The organism is Streptomyces sp. SudanB52_2052 (assembly GCF_964272415.1).
Lineage (GTDB): Bacteria > Actinomycetota > Actinomycetes > Streptomycetales > Streptomycetaceae > Streptomyces > Streptomyces olindensis.
Map to the genome: position 1 here is coordinate 8,060,632 of NZ_OZ186796.1, position 20,650 is coordinate 8,081,281.

Consider the following 20,650-nt stretch of genomic DNA (forward strand, 5'->3'; position numbering starts at 1 on the left):
GCCGTCGTGACGCCCCTCACTGTGCGACCGGGAGGTTGGCGCAAGGTTGGCGCCGTGACGGTGCTCAGTCGCGCAGGGCCGTCGTCAGTCTGCCCGCCGCGATCGCCCGGCGGGTGTCCTCCGGCCCGAGCAGCCGCAGAGCGTGCTCGTGGATCTGCGCGTCGTACGGGGCGCGTTCGCCGTAGCGCAGGGCGTGTTCCGGGCGGGTGCTCGCCAGTACGGCCTCGCGTACGGCCACGTCCAGGCGGGTGCGCCACTCCTCGATGCCCGGTGCCTCGGAGCGGGGGAGCAGCGGGCCCCCGTACAGGCGCAGGGCGGTGTCCGTGTCGCCCTGCCCCAGGGCGCGCAGGACGTCGGCGGCGTCGCAGGACACGGGGGTGGTGAGGGCGTAGCGGCGGGGCGAGATGCCGCCGCCGAGGGCGCGGCGCAAGTGGGAGATCTCCGCCTTGAAGGTGGACGCGGTGACCGGCCGGTCGCCGTACAGGGCGGCGCGCAGCCGTTCCGGGGAGAAGCCCTCGGGTTCGAGCGCGAGCAGGGTGAGGATCTCCAGTTGGCGGGGGCGCAGGGCGAGTCGTCGTCCCTCCCGTACGGCCCGTTCGGCGCCCAGGCAGGTGAGCCGGACCTGGCCCGGGCCGGACACCGTCTCGGGGCCGAGGCGGGCCTCGATCGTGGACACCAGGGTGCGTACGGTCGACATGGCCAGGGGGTGCGAGCGGTCCCAGGTGGTGGACAGGTCCAGCACGCCGAGGACACGACCGTCCGGGCCGTGCACCGGGGCGCAGTAGCAGACCCAGCCGTGCAGCGCGGACACCAGGTGCTCGGCCGAGAAGACGGAGCTGGGCCGGCCGGTGCGCAGGGCGAGGGACAAGGCGTTGGTGCCCATGGCCGGCTCGTCCCACCGGCCCCCCGGCGCGAAGTTGACCCGCTCGGCCCGGCGGCGCATGGTCGGGCCGCCGCAGGTCCACAGGATGGTGCCGGACTCGTCGGTGACCGCCGTGACGAACCCGGCGTCCTCGGCGATGCTGTGCAGCTCCCCGGCGAGAGCGGAGACCGGCCCGTACAGCGGTGAGGACGTCCAGCGCTGGTGCACCCGGCCGCCGTCGGTGACCGGGGCGCTGTCCCGGGCCGGGTCGACGCTGCTCAGGGAACGCGCCCAGGACTCGGTCACCTCGTGGCGCAGCGCGGTGCTGCCGCCCGGCCGGGTGCCCGGGACGCTCAGCCTCGGCACCCAGCGGGACCACTCGTGCTCCAGCACGGCCCTGCGCTGCCGGAGGTCAGGGCGCTGTGACATGGCCTCTCCCCGCCGTCGTCCCGGGACGGCCGGCGCCGGGATCGGGTCCCGGGGCCGGTCGTCGGCGTGACGACAGTGTTACCGGATTCTCGCCGCCGGGGCGAGATCCCTGTTCGAGCGGTGGACGCCCGCGCGAGGGGACCGGGGCGTGCGCTGAACGGGCGACCGCCTGACTGGATGTTTGTCCGGTGCCCGCATGCCGCCGTCCGGGTGACGGGTTCACTCGACCCGACGGACGGGGTCCCGGCCGCGTACCACTGGCGTGCGGTGCCGCGTTGCCCTGGCATGGACAGTTCTGAGACGGCGCGGCGCCTTCTCGTGGCCGGTGCCGCGCCCCGGCCGTACGCCGAACTCACCAGCGCTTACGCGGGTCATCCGCCGATCTACGCGGCCCTGGTGGCCGAGTGGGAGGCCCGCGGTCACGCGGTGCCGGAGCACCGCGACGGGCAGTGGGTCTCCTTCGCCGCCCCGGCCGAGAGCGAGACCTGGACCGCCGTCACCTCGTGGACCGCCGGTCGGCACCTGGGCCCGGTCGCCCCGCCCGGCCCCCGACTCACCAGCCGTCCGGCACCACAGGGTCCGCGCTGACCGGTGCCAGCACGGCGAGGGTGCCGGTGGCCTCGCGCAGGGCCGACTCGAGGGCGCCGGGCCGGTGCAGCGTGCCCGTGCCGTCCGGCGGGACGAGCCACTCCAGGCGTCCCGCGGGCCGGTACGGCGGCGGCACGGCGACCCAGGAACCCCGGCCGACGTGCCGGACACCGAAGCCGATCCACTCGCTGACCGGATCGGGTGGCAGGAAGAACCCCACTCTGCGCGCGGCGGAGTCCACCAGGGTGGGGCCGGGCACCTTCAGGGGGTCGCGCCACAGGATGTCCAGGGCGAGCAGGCCGAGTCGGTCGGGGACGCTGAGCACGTCCCAGTAGCGTCCGGCCTCCACGACCGCCGTCCCCGTGCCGTGGTCCCACTCCCGCTTGCACACCTGGGGATCCGTGGCCGCCGCGGCCAGCCACTCGACGGCTTGCTTCCACATGACGCTCTGCATGGCCACCCCAGGCGCAGTCGGCGGCGCCGCGAGGGCGCGCGCGGGACACGGACCGGTGACCCGCGGGGTTTCCGCGTGCCGCCCGGCCCTGGCCATGCTCGTAGATATTTCTACGCGCTGGAAGGGGTGGCGCGGTCTGGCGTTTACGTCGTGCATGTCCCGGTCGAAAGGGGGCAGTCGAAGGTGCGACCCGTAAGGCATCGGTCAACTTCGCGCGCGTCCATGGTGCCCCGACGAAACCGGCCACCGGCGGGTGGACGACTCGGGGAGAACCCGGGGAGCGCGCCGGGCGAAGAGGGCGCCGCGGCCGGACACGCGGGTCTCCCAGGCATGCTCTCGCGCCCGCCCGCGCGCCCTCTGTGCAGGAGGTGTGGACCAGTCCACGGGGGCGCGCGGGCACGATGTGCGAATCCGGGAAGTTTGCCTTCACAAAACCTTCCTCCCTGCTGGCCAGAACCCGCCTTGTTCGGCCAACTCCGAACGCACGAAGGTGGGTTGAGCACTTGAGCATCAGGAGTCACAAGCGAGCTGCTTGACCCGTGCGACCGACAGCACGGGTACTGACGGGGGAACTGATGAAGTGCGCGCGACCACGCCCGACGAGGCGACGGTGCCCCGCGCGCACGGTCCGCGACGTCTCTCTCCCTCACCGTCTCTTGGTGCCTTCATCCGGTGCCCGAGACAGGGATAGGAGGGGGAATGCCGATGAGTGCAGTGAGCGCCGCCAAGCCGACGTATCCCGGTGTCTACGTCGAAGAGCTTCCCAGCAGCACCCGCACCATCTCGACCCTGACCACGTCGGTGACCGCGTTCGTGGGGCACACCCGGCGCGGTCCGCTGAACGAGCCGGTCCGCGTCACCAGCTTCACCGAGTTCGAGCGCCGCTTCGGAGGCCTGAGCGCCCAGAGCGCCGTCGGCTACGCCGTTCACCAGTTCTTCGGCAACGGCGGCACCGTCGCCGTGATCGTCCGGGTCGCCAAGGCCGGCAGCGGCAAGGCCGCCTGCGTCACGCTGGAGTCAACCGAGGGCCACAGCGAGAGCCGCGTCCTCACCGTGCACGCCAAGGAACCCGGCGTCTGGGGCAACGGTCTGCGCATCGCCGTCGACCACGACACGCCCTGCCCCGACGAGACCTTCAACCTGCGCGTCCACGACGCCAAGGGCGAGGCCCGCGAGAGCTTCACCGGCCTGTCCGCCGACCCCGCCAACGGGCGGTACGTGCAGACCGTCGTCAACGCCGGCTCCCGGCTGATCCGCGTCGAGGTCGTCGGCGAGGGCCGCCCCGACCCCTCCGGCACCGTCTCCAAGCCCTTCGGGCACGACCTGCCCGACCTCGCCGTCGACCTCACCGTCAAGATCGGCGACGTCGAGCGGGAGTTCACGCTCTACGACCCCGACTGCGACGGCGAGGCGCCGTCCTCCGTCGCCGAGCTGGCGCTGCTGCTGGAGCGCAAGCTGCGCGCCCTGCCCGACGCACCCGGCAAGCACGCCTTCGCCGGCGCCGAGGTCACCGCCTTCGGCCGGCGCATCCAGGTCGTCGCGGGCTCCACCGACCCCGAGGACATCGTCCGCTTCCTCGGCGAGTGCGCCAACGACCTCGGCCTGGAGGCCTCCGTCAACCCGCCCGTCTTCCCGCTCGAGGGCGGCGAGGACGGCGCGGCGCCCGGCCCCCGCGACCTCATCGGCTCCGAGGCCGACAAGTCCGGCATCCAGGCGCTGCGCGGCGTTGCCGACGTCAACCTGCTCGTGCTGCCCGAACTCGCGGCGTACGAGAAGACCGAGGACGCCGTCACCGTCGTCTCGGCCGCCCAGCGGCTGTGCCAGGAACGACGGATCTTCCTGCTCGTCGACGCGCCCGGCACCTGGGTCAGCGTGGACACGGCCCGCGCGGGCCTCGCCGCGTTCGACGCCGTCCGCGGCAACCACGCGGGCCTGTACTTCCCGCACCTCCAGCTCACCGACCCGCTCACCGGCCGGCTGCGCTCCTTCCCGCCGTCCGGGGCGGTCGCGGGCGTCATCGCCCGGACCGACTCCGAGCGCGGCGTGTGGAAGGCCCCGGCCGGCACCGAGGCGCGGCTCGCGGGTGTGCGCTCGCTCACCGTCGACCTGACCGACCGCGAGACCGGCCTGCTCAACCCGCTCGGCGTCAACTGCCTGCGCACCTTCCCGGTGACCGGCCCGGTCGTCTGGGGCGCCCGCACCCTGGAGGGCTCCGACGCCCTCGACAGCGAGTGGAAGTACGTCCCCGTACGGCGGCTCGCGCTGCACGTCGAGGAGAGCCTCCAGCGCGGTCTGCAGTGGGTGGTGTTCGAGCCCAACGACGAGAACCTGTGGCAGCAGATCCGCCTCGCCGCCTCCTCCTACCTGCACACGCTCTTCCGCCAGGGCGCCTTCAAGGGCGGCACGCCGCGCGAGGCCTACTTCGTCAAGTGCGACAGCGACACCACCACCGCCGAGGACATCGAGAACGGCATCGTCAACGTCCTCGTCGGCATCGCGCCGGTCCGCCCGGCCGAGTTCGTGGTCGTCAAGATCCAGCAGACGTCCGGGCAGTTCGCGCTCTGAGCGCTCCAAGGAATCCCTGAGGACATTTCGATGGCAGAGTTCACGGTCAACGCCCATCGCTTCGACCCGTACAAGAACTTCAAGTTCCTGGTCCTGTGGGACGGTCGGACGGTCGCGGGCATCAGCAAGATCAGTCCGCTGAAGCGGACGACGGAGGTCGTCAAGCACCGTCACGGCGGCGACCCGTCCTCCCCGCGCAAGTCGCCGGGCCGCTCCGAGTTCGAGGGCATCACCCTGGAGCGCGGTGTCACGCACGACCCCGAGTTCGACCGCTGGGCCAACAAGGTCTGGCAGGTCGGAGCGGGCCTCGGCTCGGAGGTGTCCCTCGCGGACTTCCGCAAGGACATCGTGATCCAGGTCCTCAACGAGGCCGGCCAGGTCGCCGTCTCGCACAAGCTGTACCGGACCTGGCCCAGCGAGTACCAGGTCCTCGGCGAACTCGACGCCAACGCCAACGCAGTGGCCATCCAGTCGCTGAAGCTCGAGTGCGAGGGCTGGGAGCGGGACTACGAGGTGCCGGAGCCGGAGGAGCCGTCGTTCCTGAACCCGGCGTAGGCGCTCCGCTGGGAAGCGCCGGGTGGGGTCGTTGTTCGTCCGCGGGTTCGTGGGGGCTGGTCGCGCAGTTCCCCGCGCCCCTACGGGGCACGTGTTGGGGGAAGCATGGGCATCACACAGGCGGCCGAGTTCCTGACCACCTGGGAGGCCGGGCTGGCACAGGCCCCGGCCGGGCGTGCCCTGCTGCTGCACGGGGCGGCCCGTCCGGACCTGGGCGGTGACCCGCAGGCCCTGCTGGCACTGCCCGTGGGGGAGCGTGAGGCGGACCTGTTCGCCCTGCGCCGGGCGCTGTTCGGCGAGCGGATGCAGGTGCGTCTGGAGTGCGCGGCGTGCGGCGCGGACATGGAATTCGAGCTGGACGCCGGGGAGTTCGCCCGCACCCTGGCCGACCGCGGCGAACCGTCGGTGCGGGTGGCCGAGGACGGCTGGGAGGTCGAGTTCCGGGTGCCCGGGCTCGCCGACCTGACGGCGGCGGCCCGGACGGCCGAACCCCGCCGGGCACTGCTGGAGCGGTGCCTGGTCACCGCCGTACGGGACGGGCGGTCCGTGTCCGCGGACGCGCTGCCCGCCGCCGTGCAGCGGCGGATCGCCGAGGCGGCCCAGGCCGCCGACCCCGGCGGTGACGTCACGCTCAACGTGGCCTGCCCCGAATGCGGGCAGGCCACCCGGGCCGAGCTGGACATCGCCTCCTACCTGTGGACCGAACTGGACGCCTGGGCCCGCGACCTACTGCTCGACGTCCATCTGCTCGCCACCGCCTACGGCTGGAGCGAGCCGGAGATCCTGGCGCTCAGCCCGCTGCGGCGCCGCTACTACCTGGAGCTGTGTGCGGATGTCTGAGTCCAGCGCGGACGGGCGGCCGGAGCCCGACTTCCTCGACCGGCTGCTCGCCCGGCACGCGGCACCCGCCGCCCAACGCCCCGGCGTGGTGCGGGTACGGCCGCGGCTGGCCGGGCCGTTCGAACGGATCGAGGCGGTGCGGGCCACCCCGGCCGACCCGGACGGCAGCGAGCCGCTGTGGCCCGTCACCGCCCCGGCCGCCGCGGCCCGGCCCGGCCCGGCACGCCCGGCGGCCCGCGAGGTCGTCGTGACGGAACGGGAGCGGACGGTCGTCCGGACCGAGCAGGCGCCGGCGCCCGCCGACCCCGCCGCTCGCCCGGTCCGCCCGGCCGAGCCCGAGGCGCCGCTGCTGCGTCCCGTCGCGGCGACCGGCCCCGTACTGCGGCCGGTGCCCGACACCGGGCGCCGCGCGGCGGGCCGGGGCCGCACCGAGCGGGCGGCCCCCACCCACGCGGCGTCCGTGCCCGGCCCCCCAGGCGCGGGCGCCGTTCCCCCCGCCGCCGTGTCCGCCCCGCTGCTCCCCAGCGCGGCGGACACGGCGGCCGCACGGGACGCCGCACGGCAGGCGGCGGCCCGGCGCCCCGGGCGCCAGGCCGAGCAGGTGGTGCAGGTGCAGATCGGGCGACTGGAGGTCACCGCGGGCGGAGCGCCCCCGGGCGGCGGTGGCCCCCGGCCGCGCGCGGCGGAGCGCCCCCGGGCCACCGTCAGCCTGGCGGACTACCTGGCCAGGGGGCGCGAGTGAGCCGCGACCGGACAGCAGGCGTACGACGAGAAGCAGCAGGATCAGGACGAGGAGAGGGACCGAGGAACTGACGCCATGAGCAACGCACTTGCCCTCGCCCACGTCACCCAGGCCCTCGTGCTGCTGATCGAGGACAACCTGCCGCCGGACATCGACATCGCGGTGAAGGTCGAGCCGCGCAAGCCGCCGGCGGACCCGCCGGCCGAGCCGACCATCACCGTCTTCCTGTACCAGGTCACGCCCAACACCTCGCAGCGCAACAACGACCTGCCGACCCGGGCGCCCGACGGCACGCTGGTACGGCGGCCGGCCGCCGCGCTCGACCTGCACTACCTGATCAGCGCGTACGGCGAGGAGGCCGAACTGGTCGGGCAGCGGCTGATCGGCTCGGTGGTGCGGACCCTGCACGAGATACCCGTGCTGCCCAGGGACATCATCGAACTCGCCGGTCAGCGGCCCCACTTGAGCGGGAGCGACCTGGCCGAGGCGGTGCAGCGGGTGCGGTTCACGCCGACCGTGATGGACGTCGACGAGACGTCCAAGCTGTGGGGGATGCTGCACCAGACGCCCTACACGCTGTCGGTCGTGTACCAGGCCGTGCTCGTCCTCATCGACGGCCGCGGGACGCCGGTGCCGGCGAAGCCGGTGGAACGGCCGGAGGTGCGGGTGCTGCCGTTCGGGGCGCCGGGGGCGCCGTCGCCCGGTCCTGTCGGTGAGGAGCCGGTCGTGCCCTCGCGGGAGCCTGCGGAGCCCGCCGGCACACCTGCGAAAGCCGCGGCCGGGGCCGAGGCGAAGGCGCCCGCGAAAGCCGCGGCCGGGGTCGAGGCGAAGGCGCCCGCGAAGACCACCCGGAGCCGCAAGTCCGCGCAGCCGGCCAGGACCGGGCAGCCGGCCAGGGCCGGGAAGAAGGCGGCCGCCAAGTCCGCGAACGCGAAGCCCGCACGGCCCCAGCAGACGGCCGGGACGGCGGACAGCGGTGAGGACACGGAGAACTGAGGCGCATGGGAGCGACGGGGGCGGGTGAGGACATGGGAGCACAGCCGACGGCCGGGGGCGCCGCCGCACCGGGCGGCGGTACGACGCTGACGGCGGAGATCCGGCGTGTCCTGGCCCGCGTCGACGCGCACGCGCTCGGCGCCACGGAGGGCAGGGTCGGCGGAGGGGACGCCCACGCCCCCTTGCCCGAGTCCGTCGACGGCCCCGGCACCGCCCCCCTCGACGCCCTGGTCACCTGCCTCGGGCTCACCGCGTTCGAGCGGGACGTCGTGCTGCTGACGGCGGCGCAGGAGCTGGAGCCCACGACCGCCGCCCGCTGTGCCGCAGCCGGTGGTGATCCGGAGCGGGCGTACCCGACGTTCTCGCTCGCCCTGGCCGCCCTGGACGAACCGCACTGGAGCGCGCTGCTGCCGGTGTCGCCGTTGCGCCGCTGGCGGATCCTGGAGCTGGACGACGCGTCACGGCTGACGACCTGCCGGCTGCGGCTCGACGAGCGCATCCTGCACTTCGTGCTCGGCTCGCCGTACCTCGACGCCCGGCTGCACGGGCAGCTGCGCCGCACGGCCGTGCCGGACCGGCTGCCGCCGTCGTACGACAGGGCCGCGAGCCAGGTCGCGGCGGGCTGGACGGACGGCGCCCGCCCCGACGCGCCGCTGCTGGTCGAACTGGTCGGCGGCGATCTGCGCAGCCGTGCCGACATCGCCGCCGCGGCCGCCGCGCGCGCCGGGCTCGCGCTGTACGCGGTGAGCGCCGAGGACATCCCCGCCGACCCCGCCGAGCGCGACCGGTTCGCCCGGCTGTGGCAGCGCGAGGCGATCCTGCTGCCCGCCGCGCTGCTCGTGGAGTCCGGCGAGCCGGACCGGGACCAGCGGGCCGCCCTGGAGGCGTTCCTGGCCGGAGCCGCCGTACCGGTCGTCGTGTCGAGCGACGACCCGCGCCGCACCGACCGCCCGCACGGCACCCGGGTGAGCGTGCCGCCGCTGGACGACGACGAGCAACTGGCCCTGTGGTCGGACGCGTTCAGCGACGTCGCCGACCTGGAGGAGGGCGAACTGCGGGCCCTGGTCGCCCAGTTCCAGCTGCCACCGCACGTCGTCCGGTCCGCCGCCGCCACGGTCCGCCGGGAACTGCCCCACGAGGACGAGCTCGACGCCGCGGCCCTGGCCTGGCGGGCCGGTCTGGACGAGGCCCGGGTCGGCATGGACGGACTCGGCCGCCGGATCGAACCGCAGGCCGGCTGGGACGACCTCGTCCTGCACGAGCGGCAGACCGGCGTGCTGCGGGAGATCGTCGCGCACGTACGACAGCGCGGCCTGGTCCACCAGGAGTGGGGCTTCGCGGCGACCCTGCGCCGCGGCCTCGGCGTCACCGCCCTCTTCGCGGGCGGCTCCGGCACCGGCAAGACCCTGGCCGCCGAGGTGATGGCCAGGGAGCTCGGCCTCGACCTGTTGGTCATCGACCTCTCGCAGGTGGTCAGCAAGTACATCGGCGAGACGGAGAAGAACCTCCGCCGCGTCTTCGACGCCGCCGAGCGCGGCGGCGCGCTCCTCCTCTTCGACGAGGCCGACGCCCTGTTCGGCAAGCGCAGCGAGGTCAAGGACAGCCACGACCGGTACGCCAACCTCGAGGTCAGCTACCTGCTGATGCGGATGGAGGCCTACCGCGGCCTCGCCATCCTCACCACCAACATGAAGAAGGCCCTGGACAACGCCTTCCTGCGGCGCATCCGCTTCGTCGTCGACTTCCCCTTCCCGGCCGAGCACGAACGCGCCGAGATCTGGCGCCGTGTGCTGCCGCCGCAGGCCCCGGTGAAGGACATCGACCCGCAGCTGCTCGCGCGGCTGACCGTCGCGGGCGGCTCGATCCGCAACATCGCCCTGTCCGGGGCGTTCCTCGCCGCGGAGGAGGGCGAGGCGCTCCAGATGCGGCACATGCTCGCGGCGGCCCGCACCGAATACCTCAAGCTGGAACGCTCCTTGACGCCGACGGAGGTCCGCGGATGGGTGTGACACGTACGGGTGCGACGCAGGCCGGTGTCACTCCGCCGGGCGGGACACCGGCGCCGCGCGAGATCCGCGTGGAGATAGGCGAACTCGTCCTCGACGGCTTCCGCGCGGACCCCGACCGGGTGGCGGCCGCGTTCGAGCACGAGCTGACCCGGCTGGTCCGCGAGCGCGGCGTGCCCGCCGACCGCCCGTGGACGGCCGACGTCCTGTCCGGCCTGCCGCCGCTGCCCGCCGGGCTGTCCGCGCGCCGGCTGGGCCAGGAACTGGCACGCGCGGTGCACGAGGGCCTGTGCGGCGGCGGGGAGGTGACGTCGTGACGAACTCCCGTACTCAGGACGGCCGTTCCGAGCAGTCCGCCGAGCAGCGCCGACGCAAGCGCAAGGAGCGGGCCGCCAAGTCCCGCGCCCCCGAGCCCAAGGACATCGTCAGCGGCGCCGGCCAGCCGCTCGACCCGGGCGTACGACGGGAACTGGAGGAGCGCCTCGGCCACGACCTGAGCCGCGTACGCCTGCACACGGGCCGCGACGCGGGACGGCTGACGGAGCTGCTGGGCGCGGACGCGGTCGCCGTCGGCCAGGACGTGTTCTTCCGCGAGGGCACCTTCATGCCCGGCACCGACGAGGGCCTGCGCCTGCTCGCCCACGAGCTCCTGCACACCGTCCAGAACCCGCACGGGCTCGGTGCGCTGCGGGCCGGGCGGGAGTTGGGCGCGGTGAGTCTGCCGCAGGAGGCGATCGAGCGGGAGGCGGAGTCGGCGGCACAGGACCTGGTGCGGGACCCGCAGGCCGCGGCCCCGGAGATCGAGGAAGGGCGGGGCACGCCCGGCTGGCTGCGGTACGCCACCGTGGACGCCGACCGCCGCCGTATGGAGCAACTGGATCCGGCGACCCTCGTCGACCGCCTGGCCAACACGCTCCTGCGGTCCCTGCGCGGCGACCCGGAGGACCGCTCCGGCCGCGTGCGGATCCAGCTGGCCCGGATGGCGCCCGAAGTGCAGGACAGCGTCCTCGACCGGCTGGAACTACGTCTGCCGGAGCCCGTCGTCGACCGGCTGCTGGAGGCCGTGCAGGAGACCGAGCAGTCGGGCCCGCCGCCGCTGGATGCCGCGACGGCTCCGCACGCCGTGCCCGGTGCGGCGGAGGAGGTCGAGGAGGAGCGCGAGCGGGCGGACTCCCAGGCCGGGAACCCTCCGGAGCGGGACGCACGCCCGGACGAGCCCGGGGCCGGACGGCAGGAGGGCACGCCGGGGGACGACCGGGAGGAAGCCCCGTCCGGTGAGGCGGACCAGGAGAAGGCCCCGGGCGGCGCGGGCACGCCTCAGCGGGACGCGTCGAAGGACGAGCAGCAGCGCTCCCAGGACCAGCAGGAGGAGAAGGACGCCTCCGCCCGGGACACGCGGCAGGACTCCGCGGACGAACGCCAGGAGGCCTCCGACACCGAGCGCGCGCAGCAGGAACAGGACCAGCAGGACGAGCGGGGTGCCGAGGAGGACGCGGACGGAGGCGAGGACGAGGCCGCCCAGGAGCCGGACCGGCAGGGCGTCGAGCAGGAGCAGCGCCAGGACACCGCAGTCGGGGACGTCGCCCGCCGGCCTGCCGCGTCTCCCGGCGCGGTGGACCGCAGCGGGGCCGAGCCCGGGGAGAAGTCCCGCACCGCCGCTGACCCCGGCATGACCCGTACGGCGGGCGACCCGGAGAACGAACAGGACGTCGACGACGAGCCCTTGGGGCTCGACGCGGAATCCACGCAGGACGGAGCCGAGGACGAGCGGACCGCCGACGAGGAGGCGGGGAGCGGACGCGCCGGCGACTCCGACACGGAGCCGTCGGGGCCCGAGGCGGCTGACGTCCCGCAACTGTTCGTGCGACGCAGAAGGGGTGCGCCGCGGCCGCCGGACCTCGCACCGTCGCAAGACGAGTCGTTCCCGGATGAGACCACCGATACGGCGGAACCGGAGGCGTCTCGCGACACCTCCGGACGTACCGCTGACGACGCATCCGAAGACCGGACCCTCCCCGAGCTCGGCGACGCCACGACCGCGGACCACGACGCGGGCGCGGAGGCGGGCGGCGCGTCCCACGTTCCGGACGCGGCGGGCTCCGACACGGCGAGGACGTCCGATCCGGCCGCGGAGAAGAACTGGGAGCAGCAGCGGACCGAGGAGCAGCGGGAGGACGACGAGGCCGCGCGGCACGACCAGGCCGTCCGTGCCGACGACGCCGCCGCGCCTGCCCCGCCCCCCGCCCCGGGGGAGACCGCACAACCCGGGGAGTTGGCCAAGGCAGGCGAGGACGCGCGGACGCAGAGCGGCGGTTCGGCGTCAGGCTCGGGCTCGGGCTCAGGTCCCGGAGCCGCGGCGGACGGTGCGAGTCGGACGCAGGGTTCCGCGGAGCCGGAAGCCGGCGCCTCCGATCGGAGCGGTGGGCCGGGGACGAGCAGCGCGGCCGGAAAGGCCCCGGACAGGCAGACCGGCAAGGCCGCGGATGCCACGGGCGGCAGGGACGGCACCACCGGGGACCAGGGCACCACACCCCCGGCGCTCGAAGACGCCACCGGCAACCAGGACGTCACCGAGGGCAAGGGCCCTGCCACCGTGCCCGGCCCTGCGACCGGCCCGGACAAGGTCGCCACACCGGGGCCGGCCGGGGCCCCGGCACTGGCACCGGGCAAGGGCCCTTCCCCCCTGGCCTCCGGGCCGGAACCGAAGACCAACACCCCCAAGGCCGCGGAGGCCGGGGGAGCGGGTGGGGCGCCGGCCGGGCCCACAGGCTCGCGTTCCCGGCCGTCGGGCGGCAAGCGGCAGGCGGCACGGCAGGCCGCGAAGACCGCGTCCCGACGCGGGGGAGGCGGCAGCCGCGGGGCCCGGCCGGCCGCACCCGTGCGATCCGGCGGTCGCGGCGCCACCGGCCGCCCCGCCGCGACCGGCGGCGCCAAGGCCAAGAAGGAGGCCCCGCCCCCGGACGTCTCCAACGCCACCCCCGAGTCCGGCCTTTCCACCGCCGCGGGGCTCAAGCCGCACCAGGCCCTGGAGACCCTCAAGGGCGTCGACAGCGCGGTCGGCCGCTCGGTCGACAAGGAGCGCACGGCCCTGCACAAGGCCCCGCCGACGATGCAGCGGCCCTCCGGCTCCCCGCGCACGGTCCCCGGCGGCCCGAAGCCGGCGGCCCCGGGCACGTACACGAACGCCAAGGTCGCCCGTACGGAGGCCGCCCCGGGCAAGACGCCCGAGATCACCGGCGAGCAGAAGCCGCAGGGCGAGGTCCCGGGCGCGAACGTGCCGGAGCCGAGCTGGTGGGACATCGCCCTCACCATCGGCGCCCAGCTGTTCGGCAAGCTGCTGAAGGAGATCCTGCCGCTCGACGACCTGATCGACTCCACCCTGGGGCTGCCGACCAAGGACGAGGGCCTGCAGAACGCCCGTGTGGGAGACGCCCCCCGGCTGCCGCTCGAGAACGACTCCGATCCGCAGCGCACGGACGAGCAGAGCCGGAACCTCGACCAGCGGCGGGACGAGCTCCACCAGTCGGGGCGTGAGGATGCGGCCCGCCCCATGGGCGAGGACCAGATCTATCCCGACGTGCCGAAGGAGACCCTGACCGGCAAGGTGGCCGGCGGGAAGAAGGGCGCGAAGGCCGGCGGCACGCGGTCGGTGTCGGGCGGCGGTGTGCCGATCGAGTCCGCGTCCGCCGTGGCCGAGCACGACCGGGGCCCGCAGATCCAGGCGGGCTTCGCCCAGGGCCGGCAGAGGATGGGGCAGGAGCGCCAGGCCAAGGACAAGAAGGCGGCGGACGACCGCAGGCAGCACGACCAGGACCTCCAGAGGGAAGTCACGGCCAACGGCAAGAAGCAGTCCGACGCCCGTGACAAGGGCCGTTCCGACATCGCCGACTCGCGCGACCGGTGGCGCAAGGAGCAGGACGACAAGGTCGCCGAGATCGACGGCAAGAAGGGCAAGAAGTACGACCAGGTCCGCAAGGACATCCAGAAGAAGGAAGAGGACACCGACAAGGACGTCGACAAGCGCACCGAGGACGACAACAAGAGGATCGAGACCGAGCAGACCAACGCCGAGCGGGACGCCGAGAAGAAGCAGGAGGAGGGCAAGGACGACGCCGACAACTGGCTCGAGGAGGCCATCGAGAAGCTCAAGGAGTTCTTCGAGGGCCTGAAGAACGCCATCAAGGGCATCTTCGAGAAGGCCCGGCAGGTCGTCACCGACCTCATCGACCGGTTCAAGCAGCAGGTCTTCAAGCTGATCGACGACGCCCGCAACTGGGTCATCGACCAGATCAACACCTTCGCCGACGCGCTGATCGCCCTCGGCGACGAACTCCTCGCCGACTACCCGGCGATGCGCGACAAATGGCGCAACACCATCGACGGCGCCCGCGACTGGGCGGTGCAGAAGGTCAACGAGGCGGCGGACGCGCTGAAGGAGGTCGCCGGGAAGCTCCTCGACGGCCTGTGCGGAGCGCTGCTGGCAGGGCTCGACGTCCTGGAGGGCGGCCTCCTGGCAGCGGTCGACATCGCCGAGACGGTCACCGTGGGCGCGCTGGAGTTCGGTGCCGCCGCCGTCGCCGCGCTCGGCGAGTGGGCGGCCATCTTCAACGACATCGTCTCCGACCCGGGCGACTGGATCAGCAAGGCCGGGGCGGCCGCGGAGACAGGCGCCAAGGAGTACCTCTTCGAGGAGGTCAAGACCGCCGTCAAGGCCTGGTTCGAGCAGAAGGTCCAGGAGATCATCGGCATCCCGATGGAGGACTTCCAGGAGCTGGTCTCCGGCGGCGTCTCCGTCGAGCAGATGGCGCAGATGGCCTGGGACGAGGCCCTGCCCCAACTCCCCGTCATCATCGGCGTGATGGTCGTCGAGAAGGTGGTCGCCAAGCTCATCCCCGGCGCCGGCTGGGTGATGGCCATCATCGACGCCCTCCAGACCGCGTGGGGCGCCCTGAGCGAGATCCTCGCCGCGTTCGGCCTGTTCATGGACTTCCTGAAGTCGGTCAAGAGCGGCAACGGCGCCCTGCCCTTCGCCAAGGCGGTCGCCGCGGGAGTCGTCGCGCTGCTCGAACTGATCTATGAGTTCCTCATCGAGGGCGTCAGCCGCTTCATGGGCAAGGTGGCCGAACGCCTCGGCGACATGCTCAAGAACCTCCGCACGAAGAAGAAACAGCCGGGCCCGTCCGACGGATCCGACCAGCCGCCCGCCCCCGACAAGCCGAGGGACCAGCAGCCCGCCGCCTCCGACGACCGCACACCGGCCCCCGACCGCCGGACCGATCCCGCGGACGACAGGCCCACCGACCGCCCGGCCCCGCGCAAGCCGTCCCCGGACAAGACCTCCCGCCCCCCGTCGAGGCCACGCCCGGGCAAGCGCTCCACCCCCCAGAAGACCAACCGCCCCGCCCCGACCACCCGCCCGAAGAAGCGCCGCGACGACGACGAACGCCGCGATGACGGCCGCGAGGTGAACGCGGCCAGGCGCCGGGCGCGGGACGCCGAGCGCAGAGTGCGTGACGAGGACAGGGACGGCCGCACCGCCGGGCCCGCACGCCGTGGCCCCGCCCGGGACACCCTCCGCACGGACCGGCGCCGCCCCGGCAGGGACCGTACGGACGACCGCGAACGCGACCCCCTGGGCAAGCGCCCGGACGACGGGCGCCGCCCCGACGAGCGCCGCCCCGACCGCGACCGTGGGGACGACCGGCGTCGCGACACGGACAGGAAGCGCGACGACGACCGCCGCCCGGACGACCGCTCGCGGCGGCGCAGGCTCCGGCGCGCCCGCCAGACCCTCAAGTCGGCCGCCAACCGGGCCCGCCGGGCTGCCCGCCGCCTCTTCGGCAAGGCGCGCCGCAGGCTCGGCAGCCGCCTGAACGACCGGCTGCGCCGGCTGCGGGACCTGTGGCGGCGGCGCCGGGACCGGATGCGGGACGACCGGTCCCGGCGCCCGGGCAGGGACCGGCGCAACGGCGGCACGCAGTCCATCGATCTGCCGAAGGTGCGGTACGCCGACGCCGACGACGGCGAGCACCACACGCTGATGTTCCATGGCCGCGGCGCGGACGCGGGCCTCTTCGTGCACAGCATCCCGGAAGAGGTCCCCCGGTTCCTGGACGACTGGCGGGCCGACATCGAGAAACAGGAACCCTCTCCCGAGAAGGAAGAGCAGCAGACGCTCGTCAAGGCCGCCGCAGGCAGGTACAACAAGGCCCGGAGAATCCAGAAGGGCATTCCGTCACAGGTGAGGAAGGAGGACCGGGACAAGTACCGGCCCCGAGAGCGGGCGCTGCGGAGGAAGATGGCGGACTTCGCCCACGTGGCACGACTGCGGGAGTACAACGACGTCCCCACGCCGCCGGATTACCCGCCCTTCTTCGACGTCGGCACCGGACGCAAGAAGGCCGGACACGAGGCCGGTTACCTCGGAACGTCGGCCAAGACGGTGTTCGGCGGACCGGGTCAGGACGCCAGCCGCGCCAGGAAGGGGCAGCCGCCGGGCTGGGGTTACATCCAGAGCAAAGGCATGTCGAAGAATGCCGCCTGGGTGCGGATGCATCTTCTTCCCGAGCGGCTCGGCGGAAAGGCGACGGGCAACAATCTGGTCCCCGCACGCGGACCGCAGACCAACATCGACTTCCTCAACAACATCGAGGACGCCGCCTATCAGGACATCCCGAGGCGGGAAAAGATCATCTGGTACCGGACCAGGGTCGAGTTCAACCACGGTCCCGACTGGCCGGACTTCCCGAGTCACATCTACGCGGAGTACGGCGGCTACGAGAAGGTCGGCGGCACCGGCAAGAAGAAGAGCGACTGGACACCGAAGGGCAAGAAGGACGAGCACGACCAGCCGACGGCCCCGCCCCGGGAGGACGAGGAGAACACCCTGTTCATCAACTCGGCAGGGCGGACGACCCTCACCGAGATGCTCGACATCGGACGGACACTGGCCGACTACATCGTCGCCGAACGCAACAGGCTCAAGGGCATCGGGCTGAAGTTCAACAACCCGACCCACGTCTATGAGCTGTTGGAAGACATCAAGGGCGCGAAGAACAGCAGAGCCCTGCCGGGACTGGACGACATGTTCGAGAACCTCAAAGAGCTGGACCAGAACGGCAAAGTGGACTGGAACTGAGGGCCATGACCAACGAAGCAAGGAACGAATTCCCGTACGAGGAGCGCTGTGCCGCGACGTTGCGGGAGATCGAGAGCTGCCCCGAGTTCGAGGTGTACGACGCCCGGCTCGGCGATATTTCACCCCCGCTGGACGAGGCCCCGCGCATCTTCGACAAGCTTGCGAACCGCCATGGACTGTCATTCGGCCAGGAAGCCCGGGATCATTTCTTCCGCTTCGACGAAGTCGAAACATACTGGCGGTTGAACCGTCCCGACTCGGAGCTCGTCGGAGAATTCCACCTCACCCACGTCTACCGCAGTGTGATGGAGAACGGACTGCACCACACGTGGGAAGGGACCGACGACGAAGAGCGTGCACTGCACCGGGAGTTGAAGGTTTTCGACGACACGCCCCGCACGGGCAGCGGACGCATGGCGATGCTGCGCGCGCGGCGCGGCACCACCGACCCCGAGATCTGGTACTTCGACATGCACGAGGGCGCCATGCTCATGGACCTCGGCTATGCGGACTATCTCGACACCCTGCTCATCACCAAGGGAACCATCGGCTGGCAGTACCTCTACTGCTCGGCCGGGTTCGGCGACCCGGGTTTCACCCCCCTCGCGGACGGACTCAAGGAAATGCTGGACGTCTTCCCCCGCCTCTTCCCCGAGTACGACTACTCGGACTTGAAGGCCCGCCTCCGGGAGCGCACATGACCCGCTACGCCGACATCCCCAAACCCATCCGCTCCGGCATCGTCGTCGTCGACCCCGACACCGGCACGCCCCAGCGCGTCATCGTGCTGCAGTTCAACCCGGACACCCTGGAGCGCAGCGTCAGCCCGCAGTCGGCCGGCGACAGCGGGGACGCCGCGGGCGGCGGCACCGGCAGCGGGGACCGCAACGAGGCCCTGCGGCTGAAGGGGCCCGCCCAGGAGACCTGGAAGTTCACCGCCGAGATCGACGCCACCGACCAGTTGGACATCGCCGCGCCCGACGGCATCCACCCCCAGCTCGCCACGCTCGAGATGCTCGTCCAGCCGACCACCGCCAAGCTGCGCGAGGCGATGCGCCTGTCGCAGAAGGGCGCCATCGAGATCAGCCCGATCGAGATGCCGCTCACCCTCTTCACCTGGGGCAGCAAGCGCGTCATGCCCGTGCGGCTCACCGAACTGTCCATCAACGAGTCGGCGTTCGACGTGAACCTCAACCCGATCCGGGCCTCGCTCAGCATCGGGATGAAGATCCTCACCGTCAGCGACCTGCCCGCCGGGCACCGCGGCGCCGACCTGTACATGGCGCACCTGGCACAGAAGGAACGGCTGGCGGGCGCCGCGCGGGGCACCGGCCCGGGCGCCCTGGGGCTGTCCGGAACCAACGCCGTGATCGGGAGGGGATGAGCCGCACATGGCCGACATCGAACCGTACGAGAACGCCCTGGACGCGATACCCGGCGCCCACCCCTACCCCCGCACCAGCCGCTACCACGACGCCGAGATCGGCATCCACCGGCGGCCCGACGGGACCGAGGTCCGTTACACCAAGCGCCGGCTGCTGCCGCCCCTGGACGAGCAGGAGACGCAGGGCCACACCGTCGGCGCCGGCGAGCGCCCCGACCTGCTCGCCCAGCGCTACTTCGGCGACCCCGGCCAGTGGTGGCAGATCGCCGACGCCAACCCCGTACTCGACCCGCGGGAGTTGACCGACGAGGCCGGACGCGTCATCGGCATCCCGTCCGCCGGCGGCTTCCCCCGAGGAGACCGGCGTGTTTGACCTGCCCGTGGGGCAGGGCCCCGTCCACATCACCCTCCTCATGGGACCCAAGCTCACCCGGCCGGTCCCGGCGGAAGTCACCGAGGCCCTGCTCACCGCTCAGATCACCGCCACCGCCGGCGAACGCAGCGGCTTCCAGATCGCCTTCGACCTCACCAAGAACGGGCTGATCAGCCGGCGACTGCTGCCCGAGGGCTTCTTCGACCCCAAGACCCGGATCATCGTCACCGTCAGCGTCAAGGGCACCTCCGACGTGCTCTTCGACGGACTGATCGTCCGCCACGAGGTCGGCGCCAGCAACCTCCCCGGCCACTCCACCCTCACCGTCACCGGCGAGGACCTCACCCTCCTGATGGACCTGGAGGAACGCACCGCCCGCTACCCCAACCTGCCGCCCTCCCAGCGGGTCCTCGGCATCCTGCGCCGCTACTCCGACTACGGCATCCGCCCCGACGTCTACACCGAGAAGGTCGCCCAGCCCCCGCACCAGGACCTGCGCGTCCACTACCAGACCGGCACCGACCTCCAGTACGTCACCGAGCTGGCCCGCGCCAACGGCTACACCTTCTACCTGGAGCCGGGGCCGAACCCCGGGCAGTCCGCCGCCCGCTGGGGGCCGGAAGTCCGGCTCGGCATCCGCCAGCACGCCCTCAACGTCAACATGGACGCCCACTCCACCGTCGACCAGCTGACCTTCGCCTACGACGGCACGGCCCGTGAGGAGCCGCAGGCCCGCTGGCAGGACCCGGGGACCAGGCAGTCCACGCTGCTGCCGCAACCGCCGATCAGCCCGCTGCGCCCGCCCCTCGGCCGCCGCCCCACCCCGGCCCTGAAGCGCAGGACGCTGTCCGGCACCGCCAAGCAGCAGCGCGAACAGGCCGAGGCGGAACTGCTCGCCCGCGCGGCCGTCTCCGCCGACGTCGTCTCCGGCTCCGGCTCCCTCGACGTCAACCGGCACGGCTACATCCTCCAGCCCCGCCAGCTCGTCGGCGTCCGCGGCGCCGGACGCGCCTACGACGGCGACTACTACGTCAAGTCCGTCACCCACAACCTGCGGCCGGGCTCGTACCAGCAGAACTTCACCCTCTCCCGCGAGGGCCTCGAAGCCCGCAGCGACCACGTCCGGCCGTAACCCGCAGGCACCCACGACCATCACCCAGGAGCACCTCCACCATGGCGGCACCCAGCAATCGCTACCTCGGCAAGTTCCGCGGCCGGGTCGTCGACGACAACGACCCGCTGCGCATCGGCCGCGTCACCGTCGAGGTCCCGGACGTGCTCGGCGACGAGCCGTCGACCTGGGCGCTGCCCTGCCTGCCGTTCACCGGACCGGAGTCCGGGCAGTTCGTGGTGCCGCCGCCCGGCACGGGCGTCTGGGTGGAGTTCGAGCAGGGGGACCCCAGCTTCCCGGTGTGGACGGGCTGCTGGTACGGCGCCGCCGAGGAACTGCCGCCCGACGCGCGCCGGGAACTGCAGGCGAACGCCCCGAGCAAGCCGGTCGTCGTGCAGACACCGGGGGCGCACAAGCTCGTCATGAACGACACGCCCGGCGCCGAACAGGGGATCCTCCTCCAGGCCCAGGGCGGCGCGTACATCCGCATCACCCAGGGGGCCGTGGTCATCGCGACCGGCGCGGGTGCCGAGGTCGTGCTGCGCGGACGCGAAGTGACGATCAACGAGGGCCAGTTGACCGTGCTCTCCAAGCGATAGACGGGGGA

The 20,650-nt window shown here is 72.9% G+C and carries 16 protein-coding genes; 14 read left to right on the forward strand and 2 right to left on the reverse strand.

Features of this window, described 5'->3' with window-relative positions; all coding sequences use genetic code 11:
- Positions 1-64: 64 nt before the first annotated feature.
- Complete coding sequence (locus ACSUPV_RS36295) at positions 65-1,291, reverse strand: transcriptional regulator (RefSeq protein ID WP_436949383.1); 1,227 nt, start codon at positions 1,289-1,291, stop codon at positions 65-67.
- A gap of 285 nt (positions 1,292-1,576) precedes the next feature.
- Between ACSUPV_RS36295 and ACSUPV_RS36300 the strand changes: the two genes are divergently transcribed.
- Positions 1,577-1,879, forward strand: a complete 303-nt coding sequence (locus ACSUPV_RS36300; RefSeq protein WP_436949384.1) for a hypothetical protein — start codon at positions 1,577-1,579, stop codon at positions 1,877-1,879.
- Here ACSUPV_RS36300 and ACSUPV_RS36305 read toward each other — a convergent pair.
- Positions 1,845-2,333, reverse strand: coding sequence for a hypothetical protein (locus ACSUPV_RS36305; RefSeq protein ID WP_037761724.1), 489 nt, complete (start codon positions 2,331-2,333; stop codon positions 1,845-1,847). The two genes, ACSUPV_RS36300 and ACSUPV_RS36305, sit on opposite strands and share 35 nt — an antisense overlap.
- Positions 2,334-3,032: 699 nt before the next feature.
- Between ACSUPV_RS36305 and ACSUPV_RS36310 the strand changes: the two genes are divergently transcribed.
- The 13 genes from ACSUPV_RS36310 to ACSUPV_RS36370 all read left to right on the forward strand — a co-directional run bounded on the left by ACSUPV_RS36310 (position 3,033) and on the right by ACSUPV_RS36370 (position 20,642).
- Positions 3,033-4,898, forward strand: a complete 1,866-nt coding sequence (locus tag ACSUPV_RS36310; RefSeq protein ID WP_037761723.1) for a phage tail sheath family protein — start codon at positions 3,033-3,035, stop codon at positions 4,896-4,898.
- A 30-nt stretch (positions 4,899-4,928) separates the two neighbouring features.
- Positions 4,929-5,453: a phage tail protein gene (locus ACSUPV_RS36315; protein WP_004003113.1), complete on the forward strand. Its 525-nt coding sequence runs from the start codon at positions 4,929-4,931 to the stop codon at positions 5,451-5,453.
- A 105-nt stretch (positions 5,454-5,558) separates the two neighbouring features.
- Positions 5,559-6,293, forward strand: coding sequence for a hypothetical protein (locus ACSUPV_RS36320; RefSeq protein ID WP_031117150.1), 735 nt, complete (start codon positions 5,559-5,561; stop codon positions 6,291-6,293).
- The gene (locus tag ACSUPV_RS36325) at positions 6,286-7,035 is read left to right on the forward strand and encodes a hypothetical protein (protein WP_436949387.1); all 750 of its coding nucleotides are present in this window, start codon (positions 6,286-6,288) and stop codon (positions 7,033-7,035) included. Before ACSUPV_RS36320 ends, ACSUPV_RS36325 begins: the two co-directional genes overlap by 8 nt.
- A 75-nt stretch (positions 7,036-7,110) precedes the next feature.
- A complete protein-coding gene (locus tag ACSUPV_RS36330; RefSeq protein WP_436949389.1) occupies positions 7,111-8,031 on the forward strand; it encodes a DUF4255 domain-containing protein in 921 nt (306 codons plus the stop codon).
- Positions 8,032-8,063: 32 nt separating this feature from the next.
- Positions 8,064-10,040, forward strand: coding sequence for an ATP-binding protein (locus ACSUPV_RS36335; RefSeq protein ID WP_436949972.1), 1,977 nt, complete (start codon positions 8,064-8,066; stop codon positions 10,038-10,040).
- Complete coding sequence (locus ACSUPV_RS36340) at positions 10,031-10,354, forward strand: hypothetical protein (RefSeq protein WP_359795247.1); 324 nt, start codon at positions 10,031-10,033, stop codon at positions 10,352-10,354. The genes ACSUPV_RS36335 and ACSUPV_RS36340 overlap by 10 nt, the downstream gene beginning before the upstream one ends.
- Entirely contained in the window at positions 10,351-17,175 is a 6,825-nt protein-coding gene (locus tag ACSUPV_RS36345) for an eCIS core domain-containing protein (protein ID WP_436949391.1), read from the forward strand. Before ACSUPV_RS36340 ends, ACSUPV_RS36345 begins: the two co-directional genes overlap by 4 nt.
- 5 nt (positions 17,176-17,180) lie before the next feature.
- Complete coding sequence (locus ACSUPV_RS36350) at positions 17,181-17,876, forward strand: hypothetical protein (protein WP_031120480.1); 696 nt, start codon at positions 17,181-17,183, stop codon at positions 17,874-17,876.
- The gene (locus tag ACSUPV_RS36355) at positions 17,873-18,559 is read left to right on the forward strand and encodes a hypothetical protein (protein WP_031120481.1); all 687 of its coding nucleotides are present in this window, start codon (positions 17,873-17,875) and stop codon (positions 18,557-18,559) included. Before ACSUPV_RS36350 ends, ACSUPV_RS36355 begins: the two co-directional genes overlap by 4 nt.
- A gap of 7 nt (positions 18,560-18,566) precedes the next feature.
- Entirely contained in the window at positions 18,567-18,932 is a 366-nt protein-coding gene (locus tag ACSUPV_RS36360) for a hypothetical protein (RefSeq protein WP_031120482.1), read from the forward strand.
- On the forward strand, positions 18,925-20,064 hold the full coding sequence (locus tag ACSUPV_RS36365) for a hypothetical protein (RefSeq protein ID WP_037761992.1): 1,140 nt from the start codon (positions 18,925-18,927) through the stop codon (positions 20,062-20,064). The genes ACSUPV_RS36360 and ACSUPV_RS36365 overlap by 8 nt, the downstream gene beginning before the upstream one ends.
- 41 nt (positions 20,065-20,105) lie before the next feature.
- Positions 20,106-20,642: a phage baseplate assembly protein V gene (locus ACSUPV_RS36370; protein ID WP_037761994.1), complete on the forward strand. Its 537-nt coding sequence runs from the start codon at positions 20,106-20,108 to the stop codon at positions 20,640-20,642.
- The last annotated feature ends 8 nt before the right edge of the window (positions 20,643-20,650 follow it).

Excerpts from the sequence above, each read along its gene's own strand:
- ACSUPV_RS36320 (WP_031117150.1), top strand. The coding sequence starts at position 5,559 with ATGGGCATCACACAGGCGGCCGAGTTCCTGACCACCTGGGAGGCCGGG.
- ACSUPV_RS36335 (WP_436949972.1), top strand. The coding sequence starts at position 8,064 with ATGGGAGCACAGCCGACGGCCGGGGGCGCCGCCGCACCGGGCGGCGGT.
- ACSUPV_RS36315 (WP_004003113.1), top strand. The coding sequence starts at position 4,929 with ATGGCAGAGTTCACGGTCAACGCCCATCGCTTCGACCCGTACAAGAAC.
- ACSUPV_RS36350 (WP_031120480.1), top strand. The coding sequence starts at position 17,181 with ATGACCAACGAAGCAAGGAACGAATTCCCGTACGAGGAGCGCTGTGCC.
- ACSUPV_RS36325 (WP_436949387.1), top strand. The coding sequence starts at position 6,286 with ATGTCTGAGTCCAGCGCGGACGGGCGGCCGGAGCCCGACTTCCTCGAC.
- ACSUPV_RS36355 (WP_031120481.1), top strand. The coding sequence starts at position 17,873 with ATGACCCGCTACGCCGACATCCCCAAACCCATCCGCTCCGGCATCGTC.
- ACSUPV_RS36300 (WP_436949384.1), top strand. The coding sequence starts at position 1,577 with ATGGACAGTTCTGAGACGGCGCGGCGCCTTCTCGTGGCCGGTGCCGCG.
- ACSUPV_RS36295 (WP_436949383.1), bottom strand. The coding sequence starts at position 1,291 with ATGTCACAGCGCCCTGACCTCCGGCAGCGCAGGGCCGTGCTGGAGCAC.
- ACSUPV_RS36370 (WP_037761994.1), top strand. The coding sequence starts at position 20,106 with ATGGCGGCACCCAGCAATCGCTACCTCGGCAAGTTCCGCGGCCGGGTC.
- ACSUPV_RS36340 (WP_359795247.1), top strand. The coding sequence starts at position 10,031 with ATGGGTGTGACACGTACGGGTGCGACGCAGGCCGGTGTCACTCCGCCG.
- ACSUPV_RS36330 (WP_436949389.1), top strand. The coding sequence starts at position 7,111 with ATGAGCAACGCACTTGCCCTCGCCCACGTCACCCAGGCCCTCGTGCTG.
- ACSUPV_RS36305 (WP_037761724.1), bottom strand. The coding sequence starts at position 2,333 with ATGCAGAGCGTCATGTGGAAGCAAGCCGTCGAGTGGCTGGCCGCGGCG.
- ACSUPV_RS36360 (WP_031120482.1), top strand. The coding sequence starts at position 18,567 with ATGGCCGACATCGAACCGTACGAGAACGCCCTGGACGCGATACCCGGC.
- ACSUPV_RS36310 (WP_037761723.1), top strand. The coding sequence starts at position 3,033 with ATGCCGATGAGTGCAGTGAGCGCCGCCAAGCCGACGTATCCCGGTGTC.